The following is a 19,327-nucleotide window of genomic DNA, read 5'->3' as shown; positions in this document are numbered from 1 at the left end:
CCGCCAACTCCCCACCCCCACCACCCCGGACGCGCAAGTCCAAGACGGCACTGCGCCCGTCAGGCGGGCGGGGGAGCCCAGCCGGCGCAGGGATCAAGCCTGACCGCCCGGAGCCGGCTGGGCTCCCCCGCCCGCCCCACCGCAACCCAGCGGCTGGGCTCCCCCCGCCCGCCCCACCGCAACCAGCTCAGAGACGAAACACCACGGCATTGCCGACCTGCTGGCGGGTGATGCCCAACTGGTCGACCGGGGCGTCCACGGTCACCTCCCACGGGGTGCCGGCGATCTGGTCCCGCAGCACCACCACGTCGCGCACGCCGAGGGTGCGCAGGTAGTCGACGCTGGTCTGGTCGGGGAAGGCCGCCGTCACCCGACGTACGTCGTCGAGCTGCTTCGGGGTGAACCCGCTGCCGCCGTTGACCACCTGCTGGAAGCGGCTGGTCGACCAGAGCATCACCGGCTGGTCCTGGTTCTGACCGCTGGGCAGCACCAGCAGCGGACCGTCCACCGTGCGCATCGCCACCGGTTGTTCCGGCACCACCGGGTGCGGGGTGTCGTTGAGCCCCTCCACTACGACCAGCAGCAGCGGCAGCAGGGTGGCCAGCCGCAACCACGGTGCCGGCCGGTCGGGCACCCGTCCACCGCCGAGTTCGCGGACCCGCTGGGCGAAGGCGGTCACCGTACCGGCCGCCAGCAGGCCGAGCAGCAGCGTCGTCCAGAGCATCATCCGGCCGGGCGTGCGCAGCCCGTTGAAACCCGGCAGGTGCTCGAAGAGCGGCGCGTAGGTGAAGGTGCCACCGAAGAACTCGGTGCCCATCGCCAGCACCATGGTGACCAGTACCCCGGCGAGCAGCAGCAGCCGGTGGCGCAGCCGCCACACCGAGAAGAACAGCCCGCCGGCCGCCAGCGCGTACAGCACGAAGCCCGGCAGCAGGGTCATCTCCGGGTGCCAGGGCAGCGTCGCTCGTGCCCCCTCGTGCAGCCCGCCCCAGATCCACGACTCGGCGGGCGCGGTGAAGAAGCCACTGGCCGGCGGCGAGTAGACGCCGATGTCGCCGAGCGTCCGTTCCGCGTTCGGGTGCAGCTCGGCCACCTTGAAGTACGGCACCGCCAGCAGCGCGCCGACGGCGGCGAAGAGCAGCCCGCCGGCCAGGTCGGCGACGAGCAGCCGCCGACCGAAGGGCCGTCGTACGCGCCGCCGCCGCCAGAACCACACCACCGCCGAGACCAGCAGCGTCACCGCGAGGACGTAGGCGAACACCAGACCGATGCCGAAGCCCAGGCTGAGCTGCCAGGCGGCCACCACCCACCCGGCGTACGCCCAGCCGACCCGGCGGCGTTCCGGACGGTAACCGTGCCGTAGCGACCAACCGTGCCCCCGGGCCAGCATGGCCAGCGCCAGCGGAATGCCGCCGTTGGAGACGATGTGCAGGTGGCCGGCCTGGGCCAGCAGCCACGGCGCGTAGGTGTAGCTGACCCCGGCGACCGCCGCGCCGATCCGTCCCGAGCCCAACTGCCGGGCGAGCACGTACGCCCCGAAGGTGGCCATCGCGTGCGCCAGCACGAACATGATGTTGTAGCGGAGCACGGCGGCGTCCGGTCCGGTGCCGAGCATGCCGGCCGGTGCGTAGCCGAGCAGCATGTCGGAGAAGGCGAAGCTCCAGGGTTCCGGGAAGAACGTGTTGGACTGGAACAGCTGCCCCGGGTTCGTCCGCAGGGCATGCCCCGACCAGGCCATCTGCCAGGCCTGGAGACTCGGATCCCAGTAGTCCTGGGGGAGCGTGTAGAGCGGGTAGCGCAGGGTCGGCCAGGTCATCCCCACGGCGAGGGCGAGCGAGGCGAGGACGGCGAGCGTCCACTCGTGGACCAGGAACCGGCCGGTGGCGCGGGCCGCCCGGCGGGGACGACCGGGTACCGGCTCCGGCTCCGGCGCGAACGAGGTCCACGGGTCGGCCTCGGCGGCGGGGTCCTTCCGGTCCGGCTCGCTCCCGCCGCCGGTCGCACCCGCCTCGGCGGTCTTTGCGTCCTTGGCCTCGTCGACCCGGGCACTGCCGACCCGGGGGGTGTCCACCTTGGTCTCGTCGAGTTCGGTCTTGCCGACCCCGGGCTTGGCAACTGCGGGCTTGCCCGTGGTGGTCGTGCCGGTCTCGGGCTTGCCGACTGCGGGCTCGTCGGCCGTGGTCCCGTCGAGCTTGGCCTTGCCGGTCCCGGTCCTGGCGGCCTCGGGCCTGTCCGCCGTGGTCCCGTCGAGCTCGGCGTTGCCGGTCCCGGTCCTGGCGGCCTCGGGATCGTCCGCCGTGTCCGGCTCGGCGCTGTGGGGGGCGTCCGTTGCCGCGGTCCGGTCGTCCCGCTGCGGCCTCGCCGCGCCCGACGGGCCGGGGGTGGCCCCGTCGGTCTGCCGTGGCGGCTGGCCGCCGCCGGTCGCGTTGGTGGTCATCGGCGCTCAGGCCCCCGTGCCGAGCTGCTCGCGGAGGAAGGCGATGTCCGCCCCCTGACCGTCCGGTCCGCCGGGAGTCTCCACGATGACCGGGGCGTCGGCCGCCCGGATCACCGCCACCAGCAGCTCCGGGTCGATGACCCCGCTGTCGAAGTTGTCGTGCCGGTCCTGTCCGGAGTTGAACCCGCCCTTGGAGTTGTTCGCGTGCACCAGGTCGATCCGGCCGGTGACCGCCTTCACCCGGTCGACCAGGTCGAGCAGTTCCTCGCCACCGGCGTACGCGTGACAGGTGTCGAGGCAGAAGCCCACCTCGTAGTCGCCGAGCGCGTCCCAGAGCCGGGCCAGCGCGTCGAGCCGGCGGGCGCAGGCGTTGTCGCCGCCGGCCGTGTTCTCGATCAGGACCGGGACGGGGAAGCCGCCGGAGTCCGCCGCGTACGCGAAGGTCTTGCGCCAGTTGTCGAAGCCGACCGCGAGGTCGTCACCGGCGTTGACGTGACCGCCGTGCACGATCAGCCCCCGGGCGTCGAGCTGGGCCGCCGCGGTGGCGTGGCCGAGCAGCAGCTTGCGGCTGGGGATGCGGATCCGGTTGTTCAGGGTGGCCACGTTGATGACGTAGGGGGCGTGGACGTAGAGGTCGACGTCGGCGGCGCGCAACCGGTCGGCGTCCTCCCGGGGTTTCGGGGCCTTCCAGCCCTGCGGGTCGGAGAGGAAGAACTGCACCGCCTCGGCGGCGCGGCTGGTTGCCTCGGCCAGCGGGTCGGCCTGGTCGACGTGGGCTCCGATACGCATGCAGGCGAGCCTACGTCCCACCGCCGACTCCGACAGGTGACGGTCGCGGGCAAGTCGGCTCCGGTGACCACGCGGGGGCGCACGGTCCGGCGCGCGACGCCACGGTGGTCCTCGGGCAGGCCGTCGTCGTCGCCGCGTCACCCGCCGGCACCGGTGCTCGTTGAGCCGGGTGGAATCGCCGGGACCGGTCGAACCGCCGACAGCGGGATCCCGGACGAATAGTTTGAATTCGGCTATCTCGTGACGACTGCCGTTGTATCGTCGGATAACAACAGGATGAAGCTCCGCGGGGTGTCCTCGATCCAACCTCATCGGTGTGGTCGTTCCTCCCCAGGTCCCACCCAAGGAATGCGGACGGGACGCCCCGCGGCCCCGTGGACAGGGGCCGCCGCCGGCCTTCGGGCGTCGCGGCGGCCCCTGTCGCCCGTCCCCGGCCCGCCGGGGCGACCTGCGCGGGCGTGATCGTCGCGACCGGGTATCCTGGTCCGGTTGTCCGCGTCCGGTCGGGTTCCCCCGACACCGGGCGGGCACGACGCACGACCTCCTGCCACGGAAGGACCGTGGCCGCCTAGCCCACAGGAGGTGAGCACGTCTTGCGTCATTACGAAGTCATGGTGATCCTCGACTCCAGCCTCGAGGAACGCACCGTCGCACCCTCGCTCGACACGTACCTGAACGTGATCCGGACCGCGGGTGGCTCGGTCGAGAAGACCGACGTGTGGGGCCGCCGGCGCCTCGCGTACGAGATCAACAAGAAGGCCGAGGGCATCTACGCCGTCATCGACCTTCAGGCGACGCCGGAGGCGGTGGCCGAACTCGACCGCCAGCTGCGGCTCAACGAGTCCGTGCTGCGCACCAAGGTCATCCGTCCGGAGATGCGCTAAGCATTCAACCCCGGTTCGCCCGGATCAGCCTCGTCGATGCTGTCAGAGGGTCCTGAGAGCCTGTACGACGCAACGATGAGTGTGCGAGGAGATGGTCATGGCAGGAGACACCACCATCACGGTCATCGGCAATCTGACCGATGACCCCGAGTTGCGGTTCACCCCGTCCGGTGCGGCGGTCGCCAAGTTCCGGGTCGCTTCGACGCCCCGGTTCATGGACAAGACCACCAACGAATGGAAGGACGGCGAGCCGCTCTTCCTGGCCTGCACCGTGTGGCGGCAGGCGGCGGAGCACGTCGCCGAGTCGCTCCAGCGCGGCGCCCGCGTGATCGTCTCGGGTCGGCTGCGTCAGCGGTCGTACGAGACCCGCGAGGGCGAGAAGCGCACCGTCATCGAGCTCGAGGTCGACGAGATCGGCCCGTCGCTGCGCTACGCCACGGCGAAGGTGCAGAAGATGTCGCGCTCCGGTGGCGGCGGCGGTGGCTTCGGCTCCGGTGGCGGTGGCAACCAGGGCGGCGGCGGAGGCAACTTCGACGACCCCTGGGCCTCGGCTGCGCCGGCCCCCTCCTCGCGCGGTGGTTCGGGCGCCAATTTTGATGAGGAGCCACCGTTCTAATGGCGCCGAGCGCCCGCGATCGCAAACCAGGAGCACGTGCAATGGCCAAGGCTGCGGCACTTCGCAAACCAAAGAAGAAGGTGAACCCGCTCGACAAGGACGGGATCACCTACATCGACTACAAGGACACCGCGCTGCTGCGCAAGTTCATCTCCGACCGCGGCAAGATCCGCGCTCGGCGGGTGACCGGCGTCACCTCGCAGCAGCAGCGGCAGATCGCCCGTGCGGTCAAGAACGCCCGTGAGATGGCGCTCCTGCCGTACACCGCCACGGCCCGCTGAGAGGAGGCACCGACATGAAGATCATCCTGACCCAGGAAGTTTCCGGTCTCGGTGCCCCCGGCGACATCGTCGAGGTCAAGAACGGCTACGGCCGTAACTACCTGCTGCCGCAGGGCTTCGCGATCAGCTGGACCAAGGGTGCGGAGAAGCAGGTCACGGTCATCAAGCGGGCGCGTTCCGCCCGTGAGATCCGGGACCTGGGCCACGCCACCGAGGTCAAGGACCAGCTCGAGGGTCTGAAGGTCAGCCTGAAGGTCCGCGCCGGTGACGGTGGTCGGCTCTTCGGCTCGGTCACCCCGGCCGAGGTCGTCGACGCCGTCAAGACGGCCGGCGGCCCGGCCCTCGACCGTCGTCGGCTGGAGATGCCCGGTCACATCAAGTCGACCGGCTCCTACCCGGTGCGGGTCAAGCTGCACCCCGAGGTGTCCGCCACGTTCGACCTCAACGTCGTCCAGGGCTGACCCCGCGGCACGGCCACAGGAAAGGCCCGCACCGGAACCCGGTGCGGGCCTTTCCTGTGCGGACGTCGCGCCGGTCAGCCGATCGGCTGACCGGTGACCGCGCTGATCATCACGGTGGAGAGACCGCCGCCGACCACCGACGCCGCCACCGCCACCGTCGCCGACCGCCAGGTCGTTCCGACCCGGCGCAGCAGCACCGCCACCACCAGACTGCTCAGCAGCGCCAGCCCGAACCGGGGCGCACCCGCGACCAGGGAGCCGAAGGCGTGCGCCCGGGGCGGTTCGCAGCCACCCCCGCTGATGTCCGTGACACAACCGGCCGGGGGCTGGCCGTCCAGCGTCAACAGCCACAGGAACACCAGCACCGCCGGCACCAGGTAGCAGGCGGCGGTGTAGACCAGCGGACGCAGCGGACCACCCGGGTCCGGATCCAGCAGGTCGTCCTCCAGGCGACGGTTCCAGGACCCGCCGCCCACCGAGCCGAGCCGGTCCCGTAGCGAGGACGCGGCGACCGCCCGGCCGGACACCGGCTCGGCCCGACGCCGGGGGGCCGCCCGTGGCCTGGGCGCGGTGTACCCCACCACCGGGGACCGGGGCGCCGAGGCCGGCGGATCCATCCAGCGGGGATCGTCCCCCGCCAGCCGGGTGCCCGACCAGAACCCCTCCGGCTGTGTACCCCACGGCCAGCTCTCACCCCCGGTCACCGGCTGCGCCGACCGGGGCGGCACCGACCGCTCCCACCGGCCGGCGTCGTCCCGGTCCCGCTGGTCGAGGCCGTCCCGGTCCCACCGGCCGGCCTCGTCGCGTTCCGGTCGGACGACGCCACCGGTGTCCCGGCGGTCCGTCTCGGCCCGACCCGTCGCCGGACCCCACCGGCCGACGTCCGTCCGGTCCCACTGCGCGGTGTCGGTGAACCGGTCCCACTGGCCGGTGCTGTCGCCCTGCTCCCACCGCGAGCTCCCGCCGAGGCGGTCCCACCGGTCGTCGACGGCCGGACCCTGCCAGGTGTGCAGGCCGGAGGCGTCCCAGGGATCGACCGCCGGCCGGTACTCGGGCTCCGGCTCGGCGAGCCGGCTCCACGGGTCACTCGCCGGACGGCGCTCCGGGTCGGTCAACGGTCGCGCCCAGGACGCGTCGGTGTTGCGTCGCCTCCGCCGGGGCGGCGGCTCGGGCGCGGCCTCCACCGGCAGGTCGGAGTCGTCGCCCCCGGACCAGACCACCTCCGGGCGGCGGGTCGGGGAGCGGCGCGGGCGGGCCGGCGGAGCCGCCCCGGAGACCGGCTCGTCCTCGCCGGAGTCCGCCCGTCGGCTGCCGACGTACCCCTGCTCCTGGGGACGGTCGAAGGTCCACTCCCGGGTGTGGTCGGCCCCGGAGGGCGCGTCGACCGTCCGGGACTCCCACCGTTCGCTCTCCCGCCGCCGCCGGGCCGCGCGGCGGCCCAGGCCGGAGACCGGACGGGCGTCGTCCTCGTCGTCGTCCGGAGCGGCGTGCCGTCCCCGGCCGTCGGCGTGCGCGATCCCGGACTCGACCGCCCAGCGGGGCAGGTAGGCGTCGACGGGCTCCCGCTGGCCACGCTCGACCGCCCGTCGGCGGCTCGGCGTACGGTAGCGGTCCGTCGAGGTGGATGAATCTGACGGAACCGGGTCGCCGAGGTCGTCCCACGGGGCGATCGGCTGACGCTCGCGCGGGTTGCCCTCCCCGCGCTCCCAGTCCCGGTAACTCACGGCCGGAGCGTGACCCTTCTCAACCGAAAGTGCAATCCGCTGTCCAGGTGTAGCCGTTTCGCAGAGATAGTACGGGAAGACCGACCCAACAGCCTTACCGGAAATTTCTCGTCCACAGGGTGTGGATAGTGAAGATGCAGGTCAGCGCCTTGATCCGCAGAATTCCCGCCGAGTTTTCCACAGGCTGTGCACACGCTGCGCACATGGTTGTCCACGCGCGTCCACAGGTTGTCCCGAGGCTCGTCCACCGCGCCGGTTGAGGGGCTGAGCTCGGGGTCCGTATCGTGGGGCACCGACCGGTCGCGTGATGGCCCCCGATCGACCCGGCCGGTCAGGTCGGGAGGTGTCGCACCGCCGCCGTACTGCCGTAGCCAGATCGAGGTCGTGGAGGGGGAACCGTGTCGGTCACCGACGACATGCGGGCGGAGCCCCGGACCGCGGGACAGTCCGCCCCGCCGCCCCGCGACGGCCAGTTCGACAAGACCCCGCCCCAGGACGTCGCCGCCGAGCAGTGCGTCCTCGGCGGCATGCTGCTCTCCAAGGACGCCATCGCCGACGTCGTCGAGATCCTCAAGTCCACCGACTTCTACCGGCCCGTCCACGCCACCATCTTCGACGCCATCCTCGACATCTACGGTCGCGGTGAACCGGCCGACGGGATCACGGTCGCGGCGGCCCTGGCCGACTCCGGTGACCTCGCCCGGGTCGGCGGCGCTCCCTACCTGCACACCTGCATGGCTGCCGTGCCGACGGCGGCGAACGCCTCCTACTACGCCCGGATCGTGGGCGAACGCGCGGTGCTGCGCCGGCTGGTCGAGGCGGGCACCCGGATCGTGCAGCTCGGCTACGGCACCGCAGCGGGCGGCAGCCGGGACGTCGACGACGTCGTCGACCTGGCCCAGCAGGCGGTCTACGAGATCACCGAACGGCGGGTCAGCGAGGACTTCGCGGTACTCGCCGACATGCTCCAGCCGACCCTGGACGAGATCGAGGCGGTCGGCGCGCAGGGCGGCGTGATGACCGGGGTGCCGACCGGCTTCACCGACCTGGACCGGCTGCTCAACGGACTGCACCCCGGGCAGCTCATCATCGTGGCCGGGCGACCCGGTCTCGGCAAGGCGCTCGCGCTGGACACCCCGCTGCCCACCCCGGACGGCTGGACCACCATGGGCGAGGTCGGGGTCGGTGACCGGCTGCTCGCCGCGGACGGTACGCCGACCACGGTCACCGCCGCCTTCGACGTGCTGGTCGGTCGACCCTGCTACGAGGTCGAGTTCTCCGACGGCAGTGTGATCGTCGCCGACGCCGAGCACCTGTGGCAGACCACCCACCCGGCGGTCCCGGAGCGGGAACCGGCACGGGTCCTGGCCGCGGTCGGCCCGACGGGCGGGGACGGGTGTCCGGCCCCCGCCGTGGTCCCGGCCCGACGCGAGGGCGTGCTCACCACCGCGGAGATCGCCGCGACGCTGCGTACCGGCCCGGACGCGCGCCCCGGCCACGCGGTCGCCACCTGCGCCCCGCTGCGGCTGCCCGCCCGGGACCTGCCGGTCCCGCCCTACGTCCTGGGCCGCCGGCTCGGCGACGAGGGCCGTCCCACCGGTTCCCTCCCGCGTGCCCTCCACCCGGTCGGGTACCCGCAGGAGCACATCCCCGGGGACTACCTGCGGGGTTCCGAGGCGCAGCGGCGGGCGCTCCTCGCCGGTCTGCTGGACGCCGCCGGCACGGTCACCCCGACCGGCGGTGTCCGGTACTCCTGCACCTCCCGGCGACTGGCGGAGAACGTCCGGGAACTCGTGGTGAGCCTCGGCCACCACTGCACGGTCACCGCGCGGCCGGTGCCCGGGCGTACCGAACGGTCGGCGACGACGTACACGATCGACTTCGCCACCGCGGACGCCGTGTTCCGGCGGGCGGACAGGGTCGCCGCGCACGCCGCCCACCGCCGGCCCGGTGCCGACGTGCGGGCCGGCGTCCGGTACGTGGTGGACGTCCGACCGGTGGCCAGCGTGCCGGTGCGGTGCGTGACGGTGGACGACCCGGAGCACCTCTACCTGGCCGGCCGGTCGATGATCCCGACCCACAACAGCACGGCCAGCATGGACTTCGCCCGCAACGCCGCCATCCGGGCCAACCAGGCCGCCGCCATCTTCTCGCTGGAGATGAGCAAGGTCGAGATCGTCATGCGTCTGCTCTCGGCCGAGGCACGGGTTCCGCTGCACGTGCTGCGCAGCGGTCAGCTCTCCGACGACGACTGGACCAAGCTGGCCCGCTGCATGGGCGAGATCAGCGAGGCGCCGCTGTTCGTGGACGACACCCCGAGCATGAATCTGATGGAGATCCGGGCGAAGGCCCGTCGGCTCAAGCAGAAGCACGACCTCAAGATGATCGTGGTCGACTATCTCCAGCTGATGACCTCCCCGAAGCGCACCGAGAGCCGTCAGCAGGAGGTCGCGGACCTGTCCCGGGGCCTGAAGCTGCTGGCCAAGGAGGTCGAGTGCCCGGTGATCGCGGTGAGCCAGCTCAACCGTGGCCCCGAGCAACGTACCGACAAGCGACCCCAATTGTCTGATCTGCGCGAATCCGGCTCGATCGAACAAGATGCTGACGTCGTCATCCTGTTGCACCGCGACGACTACTACGACAAGGAGTCGCCGCGCGCCGGGGAGGCGGATTTCATAGTTGCCAAGCACAGGAATGGTCCGACCGACAGCATAACGGTCGCGGCCCAGCTCCATCTCTCTCGATTCGTCGATATGGCCATCGGGTGACCCGGTGCCGGGGCCGGTGACTCAGCCGAGCAGCGGGAACCAGCCGGCGGCCTCGCCCAGCGCCACCCGGTCCCGGTCGGTCAGCGGCTCCCGACCGGTGGCCTTGAGCAGGTACGTCAGGTCGTCCCAGTCGGCGGGTCGGACGGCGTCGTCGCTGAGCAGGCCGTTCATGGTGGTGACCGCGACGTCGACGGCCGACGGACCGGGCGGCGGCGCGTCGGGCAGGTGGGGCACCAGGTCGAGGTGGTGCACGACAGCCTCGGTGGTCAGCGTGGCCAGGAAGTCGGACACCCGCAGCACGTGCCCCTGGGTGGTGACGCAGCCCTGCGGGTCGGCGACGCCCGCCGCGTGGACGGCGGCCGGTGCGGTGTCCGCCCAGATCCGGACCACGCCGGAGGGCCGGTCGAAGGCGGCGGCCGAGCGGCGGACGTGCCACGCGTGCCGGGTGGTCTCGGCGGCCGACCCGGCCGGCGGGAACGAACGCCAGTAACTGACGTCGTCGGTGTCGGGTGGACCGTCGGCGGGGCTGGCCAGCGTGACCAGGGCGCGTTGGGCGTCGCCGAGCAGGTGGAAGAGCAGGTCGGCGACGAGCCAGCCGCGACACCGGGTGGGCCGTTGCAGGGCGTCGTCGTCGAGACCGGCGACCACCGTGGTGATGCCGTCGTAGGCCTGTGCCAACGCGGTGTGCTGCCCGACGAACGTCATGTCGTGCAGCGTCGCACGCGTGACGCCGCACGGCACGGCGGTCGCCGGACCTACGGCGGCGTGGTGCGGGCCGCGTCGACGACCGTCGGCTGCCGGCCGGGATGCCGCAGGGCGGGCCGCGTCGAGGGGACCGGGCCGGACGGGCGAACCGCCGGCCCGGTCGCCGACCGGACCGCTCAGCCGAACATCTCGTCGAGGAAGCCCTTGTGCTTCTTGCGCTTGTAGTGACCGTGGTAGCCGTGGTGCTGCTGCGGGTGGCCGTAGCCGCTGTGGCCGCCGTACGCCGGCTGTGGCGGGTAACCCGGCGGGGGCGGGGGCGGCGGTACGGCGCCGTAGCCCGGCTGGTGACTCGGGGCGGGTGGCGGCGGAGGCGGCGGCGGATACCCGCCGGGCGTCTGGACGTGCTGTTGGCCGGGGACGGACCCCGGCTGACCGGGCGCGGGGGTGCCGCGCTGCTGGTGCCAGTTCGCCTCGGCCTCGAACAGTTTCTCGAGTTCGCCGCGGTCCAGGAAGATCCCCCGGCACTCGCCGCACTGGTCGATGACGACTCCGCTGCGCTCGTACTGGCGCATGTCTCCGCGACACTTGGGACAGGTGAGCTGCATCGCTCGACGGTACCCGGTCGGGGCGGCATTCAGGCGGTGGCGATCAGCGCCGCGGTCACCTCGTCGTCGTCGACCTCGTGGAAGTCGTCGTAGTAGGCGCTGACCGCGCCGAAGTCGACGGGGCGTCGGGCACAGACCACCTCGTCCGCCTCGGCGGCCAGCATCTCGTACGCCTCCTGCGCACCGACCGGCGCGGCGACGACGACCCGTCGGGCACCGAGCCGGCGGGCGACCCGTACGGCGACCCGTGCGGTGGCACCGGTGGCCAGGCCGTCGTCGACGATCAGGGCGGTCCGTCCGGTCAGGTCGAGTGCGGGCCTCCCGGCGCGGTAGCGGGCCTCCCGGCGGTCCAGCTCGGCCTGCTCACGGCGTTGCACGTCGGCACCCTCGGCGGGGTCGAGCCGGGCGGTCACCGGGTCGTTGAGGACCCGGACGCCGCCGGGACCGAGCGCGCCGAAGGCCACCTCGGGTGCCCAGGGCAGGCCGAGCTTGCGGACCACCAGCACGTCGAGCGGTGCGCCCAGCCGGTCGGCGACCACCCGGGCCACCGGGACACCACCGCGGACCAGGCCGAGCACGACGACGTCGGGTCGGCCGACCAGCGCGGTGAGCCGTTCGGCGAGTTGCCGACCGGCGTCGGCACGATCGCGGTAGCTGCTCATGTCCTCAGGTCTACGCCGTGCGGGCGGGGCGTGCCGGGGACTCGGCGGAACCGGTGCCCGGTGCGTGGCCAGGGCGGGCACCCAGCTCAGCAGGGCGAGCGGGTAGAGCAGGTAGCCGAACCGGGTGGTGGGCATCAGCATGATCGCGGCGAGCAGGCCGTACCCGCAGATCAGCGCGGCGGTGGCGGCCCGGTGCGGCGGGCGGCGGACGAGCCGGACGGCGATCACGCCGCCGACGGCGACCAGCAGCCCGGCGGCGACGAACCGGCCACCGGGCAGGGCGGTCGCGATCAGGTGCCCGGGGAACGGGGACTGGGCGGGGCTGGTGACCTGGCCGTGGCCGAGCGGGAACCGGAACACGTTCTCCACCAGCGCGTCCCGGTCCACCAGCAGGGCGGGGAGCAGGGCCAGGGCGGGCAGGCCGAGCGCCCCGGCGGCGACCCGCAGGCCGGCCCGCCGGGTCGTCCCCCAGAAGATCAGGACCAGCGCGACCGGCCAGGCGAAGAGTTTCAGGGCGCCGGCCAGCCCGACGGCCACCCCGACCGGTCCGGGCCGGCCGCCGGCGGCGAGGGCCAACGCCAGCAGGCAGAGCGCGAGGACGGGCAGGTCGTCGCCGCCGGTGGCGAGGGTGAGCGCACAGATCGGCAGTACGGTCGCCGCCTGCACGCCACGCAGCACCGCCGGTGCCCCGGCCCGTCCCCCGGCAGGCCGGTCGGACCGTCGCAGGGCGACCACGGCCCAGGCCAGGGCTGCGGCGGTGACCAGCGCGAACCAGACGCGGGAGTCGGTCCACCAGGCGTCGACGGCGGCCCGGGGCAGCCCGAACAACGCCATCCCCGGCTGGTACGGGGTGTAGCCGAGCAGCCGCTCGTCGGCGGGTAGCGCGGCGATGGCGTCCGGCCCCAGGTAGGGGGTGCCGTGTGCGGCGAGCCGGCTACCGGCCTGCTCGACCACCACCACCTCCTCCTGTGCCCGGTCGGTCCGCCCGGCCGCCCGCTGCCCGGCCTGGACGACCAGGGGGAGCAGGGCGGTGCCGGCCCAGGCGAGGCCGGTGACCGTGGCGCGGCCGGCGGTGGCGGCCAGCCCGGGATACCGGCGTCGGATGACGAACTGGGCGGCGACCAGGAGGGTCGCGGCGAGGTAGCCGACGGCGGCGACGCTCCCCCAGGCCCGGTGCGGGGTCAGGGTGGAGGTGACGGCGGTGACCGCGGCGAAGGCGGCGGAGAGCGCGTAGAGACCGAGGTCGAGGGCGAGCCCACCGGCGGCGGTGTCGACGGCCCGCCAGCTGCGGGCGGCTCGGTCGGCGGGGGTCACGCCGGCAAGTGTGGCAGACCCGTCGGGCGGTTCCGGGCGGGCTGTCGGCGGCCGGGGGTGCTCAGCCGGATGACCGCGCCGGTGTCGTGCAGCGGGGCGGCGAGGGTGCCGGGTCGGCCGCCGGAGCCGCGCTGGAGGGCGGCCAGGAGCACCCCGGCCGGCAGGGGGCGGGCGAAGAGGTGTCCCTGGCCGGCGGCGCAGCCCAGGGACCACAGGGACCGGCGCTGCGGTTCGCTCTCCACACCCTCGGCGACGACCGTCAGGTCGAGGCTGCGGCCGAGGTCGAGGGTGGAGCGGATGACGGCCGCCGCCTCCGCGGAGCCCTCCATCGCGGTGACGAAGCTGCGGTCGATCTTCAGCTCGTGGACCGGGATGCGGGAGAGCAGGGAGAGTGAGGAGTAGCCGGTGCCGAAGTCGTCCAGGGCGAGCCGGACGCCGGAGTCCCGCAGCCTGCTGAGCACCCGGTCGACCACGTCGAGCTGACTGAGGGTGAGCGTCTCGGTCAGCTCCAGCACCAGCCGGTCCGGGGGGAAGTCGTGGGCCTGGAGCCGGGCCAGCACCGCGCCGGGGAAGCGGGCGTCGAGCAGGCTGCGGGGGGAGACGTTCACCGAGACGGGCAGGTCGAAGCCGGCGGTCCGCCAGCTGACCGCGGCCACGAGCGCCTGGTCGAGGATGGCCTCGGCGAACGCGGGCAGCATGCCGGAGCGTTCCACCGCCTCGATGAAGCGCAGCGGATCGATCGTGCCGTGCCGGGGGTGGTGCCAGCGGGCCAGCGCCTCGGCCCCGGTCACCTGGCCGCTGCCGAGGTCGACGATCGGCTGGAAGTTGACGGTGAACTCGTGGTCGGCCACCGCCCGGGGCAACTCCCCGCCGAGGGTGAGCCGGCGCAGGTCGGCGGTGTCCCGGGTCGGCGCGTAGGTGGCGATCCGCTGACCGGCCCGTTTCGCCTGGTACATGGCGACGTCGGCGCGGCGCAGCAGTTCCGGCATGCCGCCACTGGCGGGGGCCGCCGCGATGCCGCCGCTGGCCTCCACGCTGATCCGCATGCCGTCCACGTCGAGCGGCTCGTGCAGGGCGCCGAGCAGGATCTCGGCCCGGTGGGCGGCGACGGCGGGCGCGGGCAGGGCGCGCAGCAGCACGGCGAACTCGTCGCCGCCGAGCCGGGCCACCAGGTCCTCGTCGTGGGCGGCGGCGCGCAGCCGGTCGGCGACCTGGATCAGCACCTGGTCACCGGCGGCGTGGCCGAGGGTGTCGTTGACCTCCTTGAAGTGGTTGAGGTCGATCAGGACGAGCGCGGTCACCCCCTCGGCGTGCCGGGCGCCGAGCTGCTCGGTGCCCCGGTCCAGCAGTTGCCGACGGTTGGCCAGGCCGGTGAGCGCGTCGTGGCTGGCCGCGTGGGCGTGTTCGTCGGCCACCCGGGCCAGTTCGGCGTACGCCTGGGCGTTGCGGACGGCGGTGCACAGGGCGGAGGCGAAGGTGCGCAGGGTGTACTGCTCACGTTCGTTGAGCCGTACCGGGCCGCGGAACCGTAGGCGCAGCATGCCGACGTCGGCGGTCCGGTCGTGGCCTTCGAGGCGGGCGGGCAGCACGGTGCCCGCGATCTCGCTCGGTGGGCCGGTGGGACCGTCGTAGGTGATGGTGCCGCTGGCACCGCGCACGGTACGACCCGCGTCGCGCAGCTCGATCTCGACCTCGTCGGCGGAGAAGAGCTCGGTCGCCTGGGTGACGGCGGTGGTGAGGACCTTGTCCAGGTCGACCACGTTGAGCGCGTCGGTGGTGCGGGCGAGACGCTGCCAGGCCTGCTGCTCGGTCCGGGATTTGGCCTGGTGGGAATAGAACAGGTGGAGGCTGAGCACCAGGGGCGGCACGGCCAGCAGGAGCCGGGGGTCGGCGTGGAGGATGACCAGGGTGACGGCGATGAGGACGAACCGGGCCAGCGCACTGGTCAGGCGGAGCCCGAGGTCGTCGGCGAAGAGCCTGCGCAGCGGGGTGCCGGTGGCCATCGCGATGACCGGCAGGGTCAGCGCCTCGTCGAGGACCACCGCGACGACGTAGGCGAGCCCGATCATGCCGATGACGTTCTGGAGGTCGGTGTCCTGCGGCGACCAGCCGAGGGTGTGCAGGGCGAGGCCCCCACCCGCCGCCAGCAGCATGCTCTTGGCGATGCCGAAGGCGGTCTTCACCGGCGAGCGTTTCATCGAGAGCAGGGCGACCGCGACGCCGATGCCGGTGGTCAGGACGACCAGCGGGGCCGGGGCGACGGCCAGGCCGAGGACGATCGCCGTCTCGCTCCAGGACACCGCGTGGACGGTGGCCCGGATGCGGATCTGCCAGTTGATCCGGACTCCGAGCGCGGCCATGAAGGCCAGGGCGACGGATCGGGTGAGGTCGTCACCGCGCAGGTCGAGGTGGACCAGTTGGTAGAGGGCGACGGTCGCCGCCGTGGCGGCCACCACGCAGACGAGGCCGACGTGCAGCGTCAGCTGCCGCTCGGCCTCCGTCTTGCCGTCGTCCGGTCGTGCCATCGCGTCCTCGACAACCACTCGGCGTCGCTGAGTAGGGGCCAAGGCTACGTGTGGTCACGCCGTCGCCACAATCGTCTACAGCCACTCGTGTGCGGACATCGCGTTCGACCTCCCCTGATCGTCGCGCCGACCCTTGCGGTCGGGATCTGACAGGGGACAGCCTAAGGGCGGTTAGGCCGATTTTGGAGGTATAAATGTAACTATGAGCGATAGATGAGAATTGAGTGGAGCTTGGTGACTTTCTGTTTCCGTGGGGAAACGGACTGCTGAGTGCTCCGGACGGTTCTCGTTAACGCTAGATAATGGTGCAGCGACCGGCTTTGCGACATCGGGCGAGGGGTGGCGGTTTCGGTTCCTTCGAGGTGGCCGGCGTGGGAGTGCGACGGATCACCCGATTGCGGAACGCAGGGTAGTCGTGTCGGCGCTATGGTGCCACCGGCCATCGACGTGGAGGTCGGCGATTCGCGGTCAGGGCGCGACGTAGGGTTTCTCGGCGGTGACGTTCCCGTGTCCGGTCCCCGATGTGATGGTGTTTCCCCCTCTCCCCGGCTGCGGAGAACCTATTAGTGGCGACCGATGAAATCGACGATGAACGATGGATCAAGAATCGTCCGGCAGGGCGTCGACCCTTTTGCTCCCCATCGCCCGGTGCGATCCTCCCGAACCGGACGTACGCCCCGGTCGGACCCGACCGTTAGGCTGGCGAGCGTGACCGATCCCGCGCAGCTCAGCCACGTGGACGCCGCGGGTGCGGCCCGCATGGTCGACGTCTCCGCCAAGCCGGTGTCCGGTCGGGTAGCCGTGGCCGCCGGGCGGCTGCGCACCACCGTCGAGGTGGTGGAGCTGCTGCGCCGCGACGGGCTGCCCAAGGGCGACGCGCTGGCCGTCGGCCGGATCGCCGGCATCATGGGCGCCAAGCGCACCCCCGACCTGATCCCGCTCTGCCATCCGATCGCCCTGCACGGCGTCACCGTCGACCTACGGCTCACCGACGACACCGTCGAGATCACCGCCACGGCGCGCACCGCCGACCGCACCGGGGTGGAGATGGAGGCGCTGACCGCCGTCGCCGTCGCCGGGCTGGCCCTGATCGACATGGTCAAGGCGGTCGACCCGGCCGCCGCCGTGGACGCGGTCCGGGTGGTGCGCAAGACCGGCGGCAAGACCGGCGAGTGGGTACGCCCGCGGGACCGGCCGTGATCCGCGCCCGGGTCGTCGTGGCGTCCAACCGGGCCGCCGCCGGGGTGTACGCCGACACCAGCGGCCCGCTGCTCGTCACCGGCCTGCGCGAGCTGGGCTGCCAGGTCGACGAGCCGGTGGTGGTGCCCGACGGCGAACCGGTCGCCGAGGCACTGCGGGCCGCCCACGCCGACGGGATCGACGTGGTGCTGACCAGCGGCGGCACCGGCATAACCCCCACCGACCGGACCCCGGAGGTGACCCGGGCGCTGCTCGACCACGAGATCCCCGGCATCGCCGAGGCGATCCGCGCGTACAGCCGGGACCGGGTGCCCACCTCGGCACTGTCCCGGGGGCTGGCCGGGGTGCTGGGCCGGATGCTGGTGGTCAACCTGCCCGGGTCGCGGGGCGGCGCGCAGGACGGGTTGGCCGTGCTCGGGCCGATCCTCGGCCACGCGGTGGACCAGCTGCGCGGCGGCGACCACTGACCGGCCGCCCCGGCGGCGACCTGCCGCGGGTGGCGGCAGCCCTGACCAACTGCGCGGCGACCACTGACCGCGGTGGGAGGCGGCGGCGATAGGCTCGCGGGGGTGAACGCGGAGCACCGCGTCCCGTCCGAACGGAGGCCGACCCGGTGAGCACGGAAACCGTCGCCGCACCGCCGCCGGCCGGCTGGGACGAGGCCCGTTCCCGGGTGTACGCGGTCGGCCTGGCCGCCGCCCTGCCCACGGTGGGCCGGGCACTGGCCGACGCCGACGGGTACACCCTGGCCGAGCCGTTGACCACCCGGACCGACCTGCCCGCCTTCCCCACCTCCAGCGTGGACGGCTGGGCGGTGCGCGGGGCCGGTCCGTGGGACGTCCTCGGGCGGGTGCTCGCCGGGCACACCCCGACCGGGCTGACCGCCGACGGCACCACCGTCGAGATCGCCACCGGCGCGATGGTCCCCGCCGGGACGACCGCCATCCTGCGGATCGAGGATTCGACGCGTACCCCGGACGGGCGGGTGACCGGCACGCCCCGCCCCAGTCCGGAGTGGCGTGAGCCGGGTGAGGAGGCGGTAGCCGGCGAGGAGCTGCTGCCGGCCGGCACCCCGGTCGACCCGGCGTTGATCGGGCTGGCCGCCTCCTGCGGCCACGACCAGCTCCGGGTCCGCCGCCAGCCCCGTGCCGCGCTGCTGGTCTTCGGCGACGAGCTGCTCACCGCCGGCCCGCCCGGTTCGGGGCGGGTCCGCGACGCGCTCGGTCCCGCCGTACCCTCCTGGCTGCGCCGCTACGGCTGCCAGGTGCGGCCCTCCGACGTGGTCGGCCCGGTGGCGGACACCCTGCCCGCCCACGTGGCCGCCCTGCGCGGGGCGCTGGCCGGGGCCGACCTGGTCTGCACCACCGGCGGCACCATGCACGGCCCGGTCGATCACCTGCATCCCGCGTTGGAGGCGCTCGGCGCCGACCACGTGGTCAACACGGTCGCCGTCCGGCCCGGCTTCCCGATGCTGCTGGCCCGGCTGGTCGACGCCGACGGGCGGGTGCGTTTCGTCGCCGGGCTGCCGGGCAACCCGCAGTCCGCGATCGTCGCGCTGGTGTCGCTGGTCGCGCCCCTGCTCGCCGGCCTCCAGGGTCGGGCGCTGCCGGCGCTACCGCAGGCGACTCTCGCCGGGCCGGTGCCCGGTCGGGGGGACTACACGCACCTGGCCCTGGTGCGGCTGGACCGGGCCGCCGGCACCGCGCACCCGGTCCGGCACGTCGGGTCGGCGATGCTGCGCGGACTGGCCGGCGCGGACGGGTTCGCGGTGATCCGGCCGGGCACCTCCGGCGAGGTCGGATCCCGGGTGCCGGTGGTGCCGCTGCCGTTGCTGCCCGGGGAGCGTACGTGGTGAGCGCCGGACCGTCGACGGAGCTGCTCACCGTCACCGACCAGCCGCTGGACCTGGCCGCGCACGAGGCCGCGGTCGCCGACCGCCGGGCCGGCGCGGTGGTCTCCTTCCAGGGTGTGGTCCGCGACCACGACCACGGTCGGCCGGTCACCCTGCTGGAATACGAGGGGCACCCGAGCGCCGTCGAGACGCTGCGCGCGGTGGCCGCCGAGATCGCCGCCGACCCCGAGGTCTACGCGGTGGCGGTGTCGCACCGGATCGGCCGGCTCGACATCGGTGACGTGGCGCTGGTGGCGGCGGTCAGCACGGCACACCGGGCGGCGGCCTTCGCGGCCTGTGCCCGGCTGGTCGACGAGGTGAAGGCGCGACTGCCGATCTGGAAGCGGCAGGTCTTCGCCGACGGCACCGAGGAGTGGGTCAACTGCCCCTGACCGCGGCATGACGACGCCCGGCAGCGCGGGCGGTGTCAGCGGCGACCGGCCACGGCGGTGTCGGCGGGCCACC

The 19,327-nt window shown here is 73.3% G+C and carries 16 protein-coding genes and 1 pseudogene; 9 read left to right on the top strand and 8 right to left on the bottom strand.

Annotated features, from left to right (window positions below; genetic code table 11):
• Positions 1-187 precede the first annotated feature (187 nt).
• Positions 188-2,437, bottom strand: a complete 2,250-nt coding sequence (locus O7612_RS00785; RefSeq protein WP_282269542.1) for a hypothetical protein — start codon at positions 2,435-2,437, stop codon at positions 188-190.
• A gap of 6 nt (positions 2,438-2,443) precedes the next feature.
• Entirely contained in the window at positions 2,444-3,226 is a 783-nt protein-coding gene (locus tag O7612_RS00780; RefSeq protein ID WP_282269539.1) for a deoxyribonuclease IV, read from the bottom strand.
• A 593-nt stretch (positions 3,227-3,819) separates the two neighbouring features.
• On the opposite strand from O7612_RS00780, the gene rpsF reads away from it, so the two are divergent.
• From rpsF to rplI, 4 genes are all read left to right on the top strand, one after another.
• Positions 3,820-4,110, top strand: a complete 291-nt coding sequence (gene rpsF, locus O7612_RS00775) for a 30S ribosomal protein S6 (RefSeq protein WP_067301247.1) — start codon at positions 3,820-3,822, stop codon at positions 4,108-4,110.
• A gap of 79 nt (positions 4,111-4,189) precedes the next feature.
• Entirely contained in the window at positions 4,190-4,726 is a 537-nt protein-coding gene (locus O7612_RS00770) for a single-stranded DNA-binding protein (protein WP_172898421.1), read from the top strand.
• A 41-nt stretch (positions 4,727-4,767) separates the two neighbouring features.
• Positions 4,768-5,007: a 30S ribosomal protein S18 gene (gene rpsR, locus O7612_RS00765; protein WP_007073789.1), complete on the top strand. Its 240-nt coding sequence runs from the start codon at positions 4,768-4,770 to the stop codon at positions 5,005-5,007.
• Between the two features lie 14 nt (positions 5,008-5,021).
• Positions 5,022-5,468, top strand: a complete 447-nt coding sequence (gene rplI, locus O7612_RS00760; RefSeq protein WP_282269533.1) for a 50S ribosomal protein L9 — start codon at positions 5,022-5,024, stop codon at positions 5,466-5,468.
• Between the two features lie 74 nt (positions 5,469-5,542).
• Here the strand turns inward: rplI and O7612_RS00755 are convergent, their stop codons facing one another.
• Positions 5,543-7,192, bottom strand: coding sequence for a hypothetical protein (locus O7612_RS00755; RefSeq protein ID WP_282269531.1), 1,650 nt, complete (start codon positions 7,190-7,192; stop codon positions 5,543-5,545).
• A 398-nt stretch (positions 7,193-7,590) separates the two neighbouring features.
• On the opposite strand from O7612_RS00755, the gene dnaB reads away from it, so the two are divergent.
• Positions 7,591-9,960, top strand: a complete 2,370-nt coding sequence (dnaB, locus tag O7612_RS00750; RefSeq protein ID WP_282269529.1) for a replicative DNA helicase — start codon at positions 7,591-7,593, stop codon at positions 9,958-9,960.
• 21 nt (positions 9,961-9,981) lie between these two features.
• On the opposite strand, the gene O7612_RS00745 is transcribed toward dnaB, so the two are convergent.
• The 5 genes and pseudogenes from O7612_RS00745 to O7612_RS00725 form a co-directional block, all read right to left on the bottom strand.
• The gene (locus O7612_RS00745; protein WP_282269528.1) at positions 9,982-10,665 is read right to left on the bottom strand and encodes a maleylpyruvate isomerase N-terminal domain-containing protein; all 684 of its coding nucleotides are present in this window, start codon (positions 10,663-10,665) and stop codon (positions 9,982-9,984) included.
• A gap of 176 nt (positions 10,666-10,841) precedes the next feature.
• A complete protein-coding gene (locus O7612_RS00740) occupies positions 10,842-11,270 on the bottom strand; it encodes a zf-TFIIB domain-containing protein (RefSeq protein WP_282269526.1) in 429 nt (142 codons plus the stop codon).
• A gap of 29 nt (positions 11,271-11,299) precedes the next feature.
• Positions 11,300-11,932 (bottom strand): phosphoribosyltransferase family protein, encoded by a 633-nt coding sequence (locus O7612_RS00735; protein WP_282274104.1) that lies wholly within the window; start codon positions 11,930-11,932, stop codon positions 11,300-11,302.
• Between the two features lie 66 nt (positions 11,933-11,998).
• Positions 11,999-13,246 (bottom strand): annotated as a pseudogene (locus O7612_RS00730) (glycosyltransferase 87 family protein); the annotation flags it as partial.
• Positions 13,243-15,771: a bifunctional diguanylate cyclase/phosphodiesterase gene (locus O7612_RS00725; RefSeq protein ID WP_282269524.1), complete on the bottom strand. Its 2,529-nt coding sequence runs from the start codon at positions 15,769-15,771 to the stop codon at positions 13,243-13,245. The gene O7612_RS00725 and the pseudogene O7612_RS00730, both read right to left, overlap by 4 nt.
• A 708-nt stretch (positions 15,772-16,479) precedes the next feature.
• Between O7612_RS00725 and moaC the strand changes: the two genes are divergently transcribed.
• The 4 genes from moaC (at position 16,480) to O7612_RS00705 (ending at position 19,254) form a co-directional block, all read left to right on the top strand.
• The gene (moaC, locus tag O7612_RS00720) at positions 16,480-16,971 is read left to right on the top strand and encodes a cyclic pyranopterin monophosphate synthase MoaC (RefSeq protein ID WP_282269522.1); all 492 of its coding nucleotides are present in this window, start codon (positions 16,480-16,482) and stop codon (positions 16,969-16,971) included.
• Complete coding sequence (locus O7612_RS00715; RefSeq protein WP_282269520.1) at positions 16,968-17,438, top strand: MogA/MoaB family molybdenum cofactor biosynthesis protein; 471 nt, start codon at positions 16,968-16,970, stop codon at positions 17,436-17,438. The genes moaC and O7612_RS00715 overlap by 4 nt, the downstream gene beginning before the upstream one ends.
• A gap of 146 nt (positions 17,439-17,584) precedes the next feature.
• The gene (locus O7612_RS00710) at positions 17,585-18,826 is read left to right on the top strand and encodes a molybdopterin molybdotransferase MoeA (RefSeq protein WP_282269517.1); all 1,242 of its coding nucleotides are present in this window, start codon (positions 17,585-17,587) and stop codon (positions 18,824-18,826) included.
• Positions 18,823-19,254, top strand: a complete 432-nt coding sequence (locus tag O7612_RS00705) for a molybdenum cofactor biosynthesis protein MoaE (protein WP_282269515.1) — start codon at positions 18,823-18,825, stop codon at positions 19,252-19,254. The genes O7612_RS00710 and O7612_RS00705 overlap by 4 nt, the downstream gene beginning before the upstream one ends.
• Positions 19,255-19,327 lie beyond the last annotated feature (73 nt).

The sequence above is a fragment of the Micromonospora sp. WMMD987 genome (assembly GCF_029581435.1).
Classification (GTDB): Bacteria; Actinomycetota; Actinomycetes; order Mycobacteriales; family Micromonosporaceae; genus Micromonospora; species Micromonospora rifamycinica.
The sequence above is the reverse complement of the archived record's forward strand: the minus strand, read 5'-3'. Positions and strand labels throughout refer to the sequence as shown.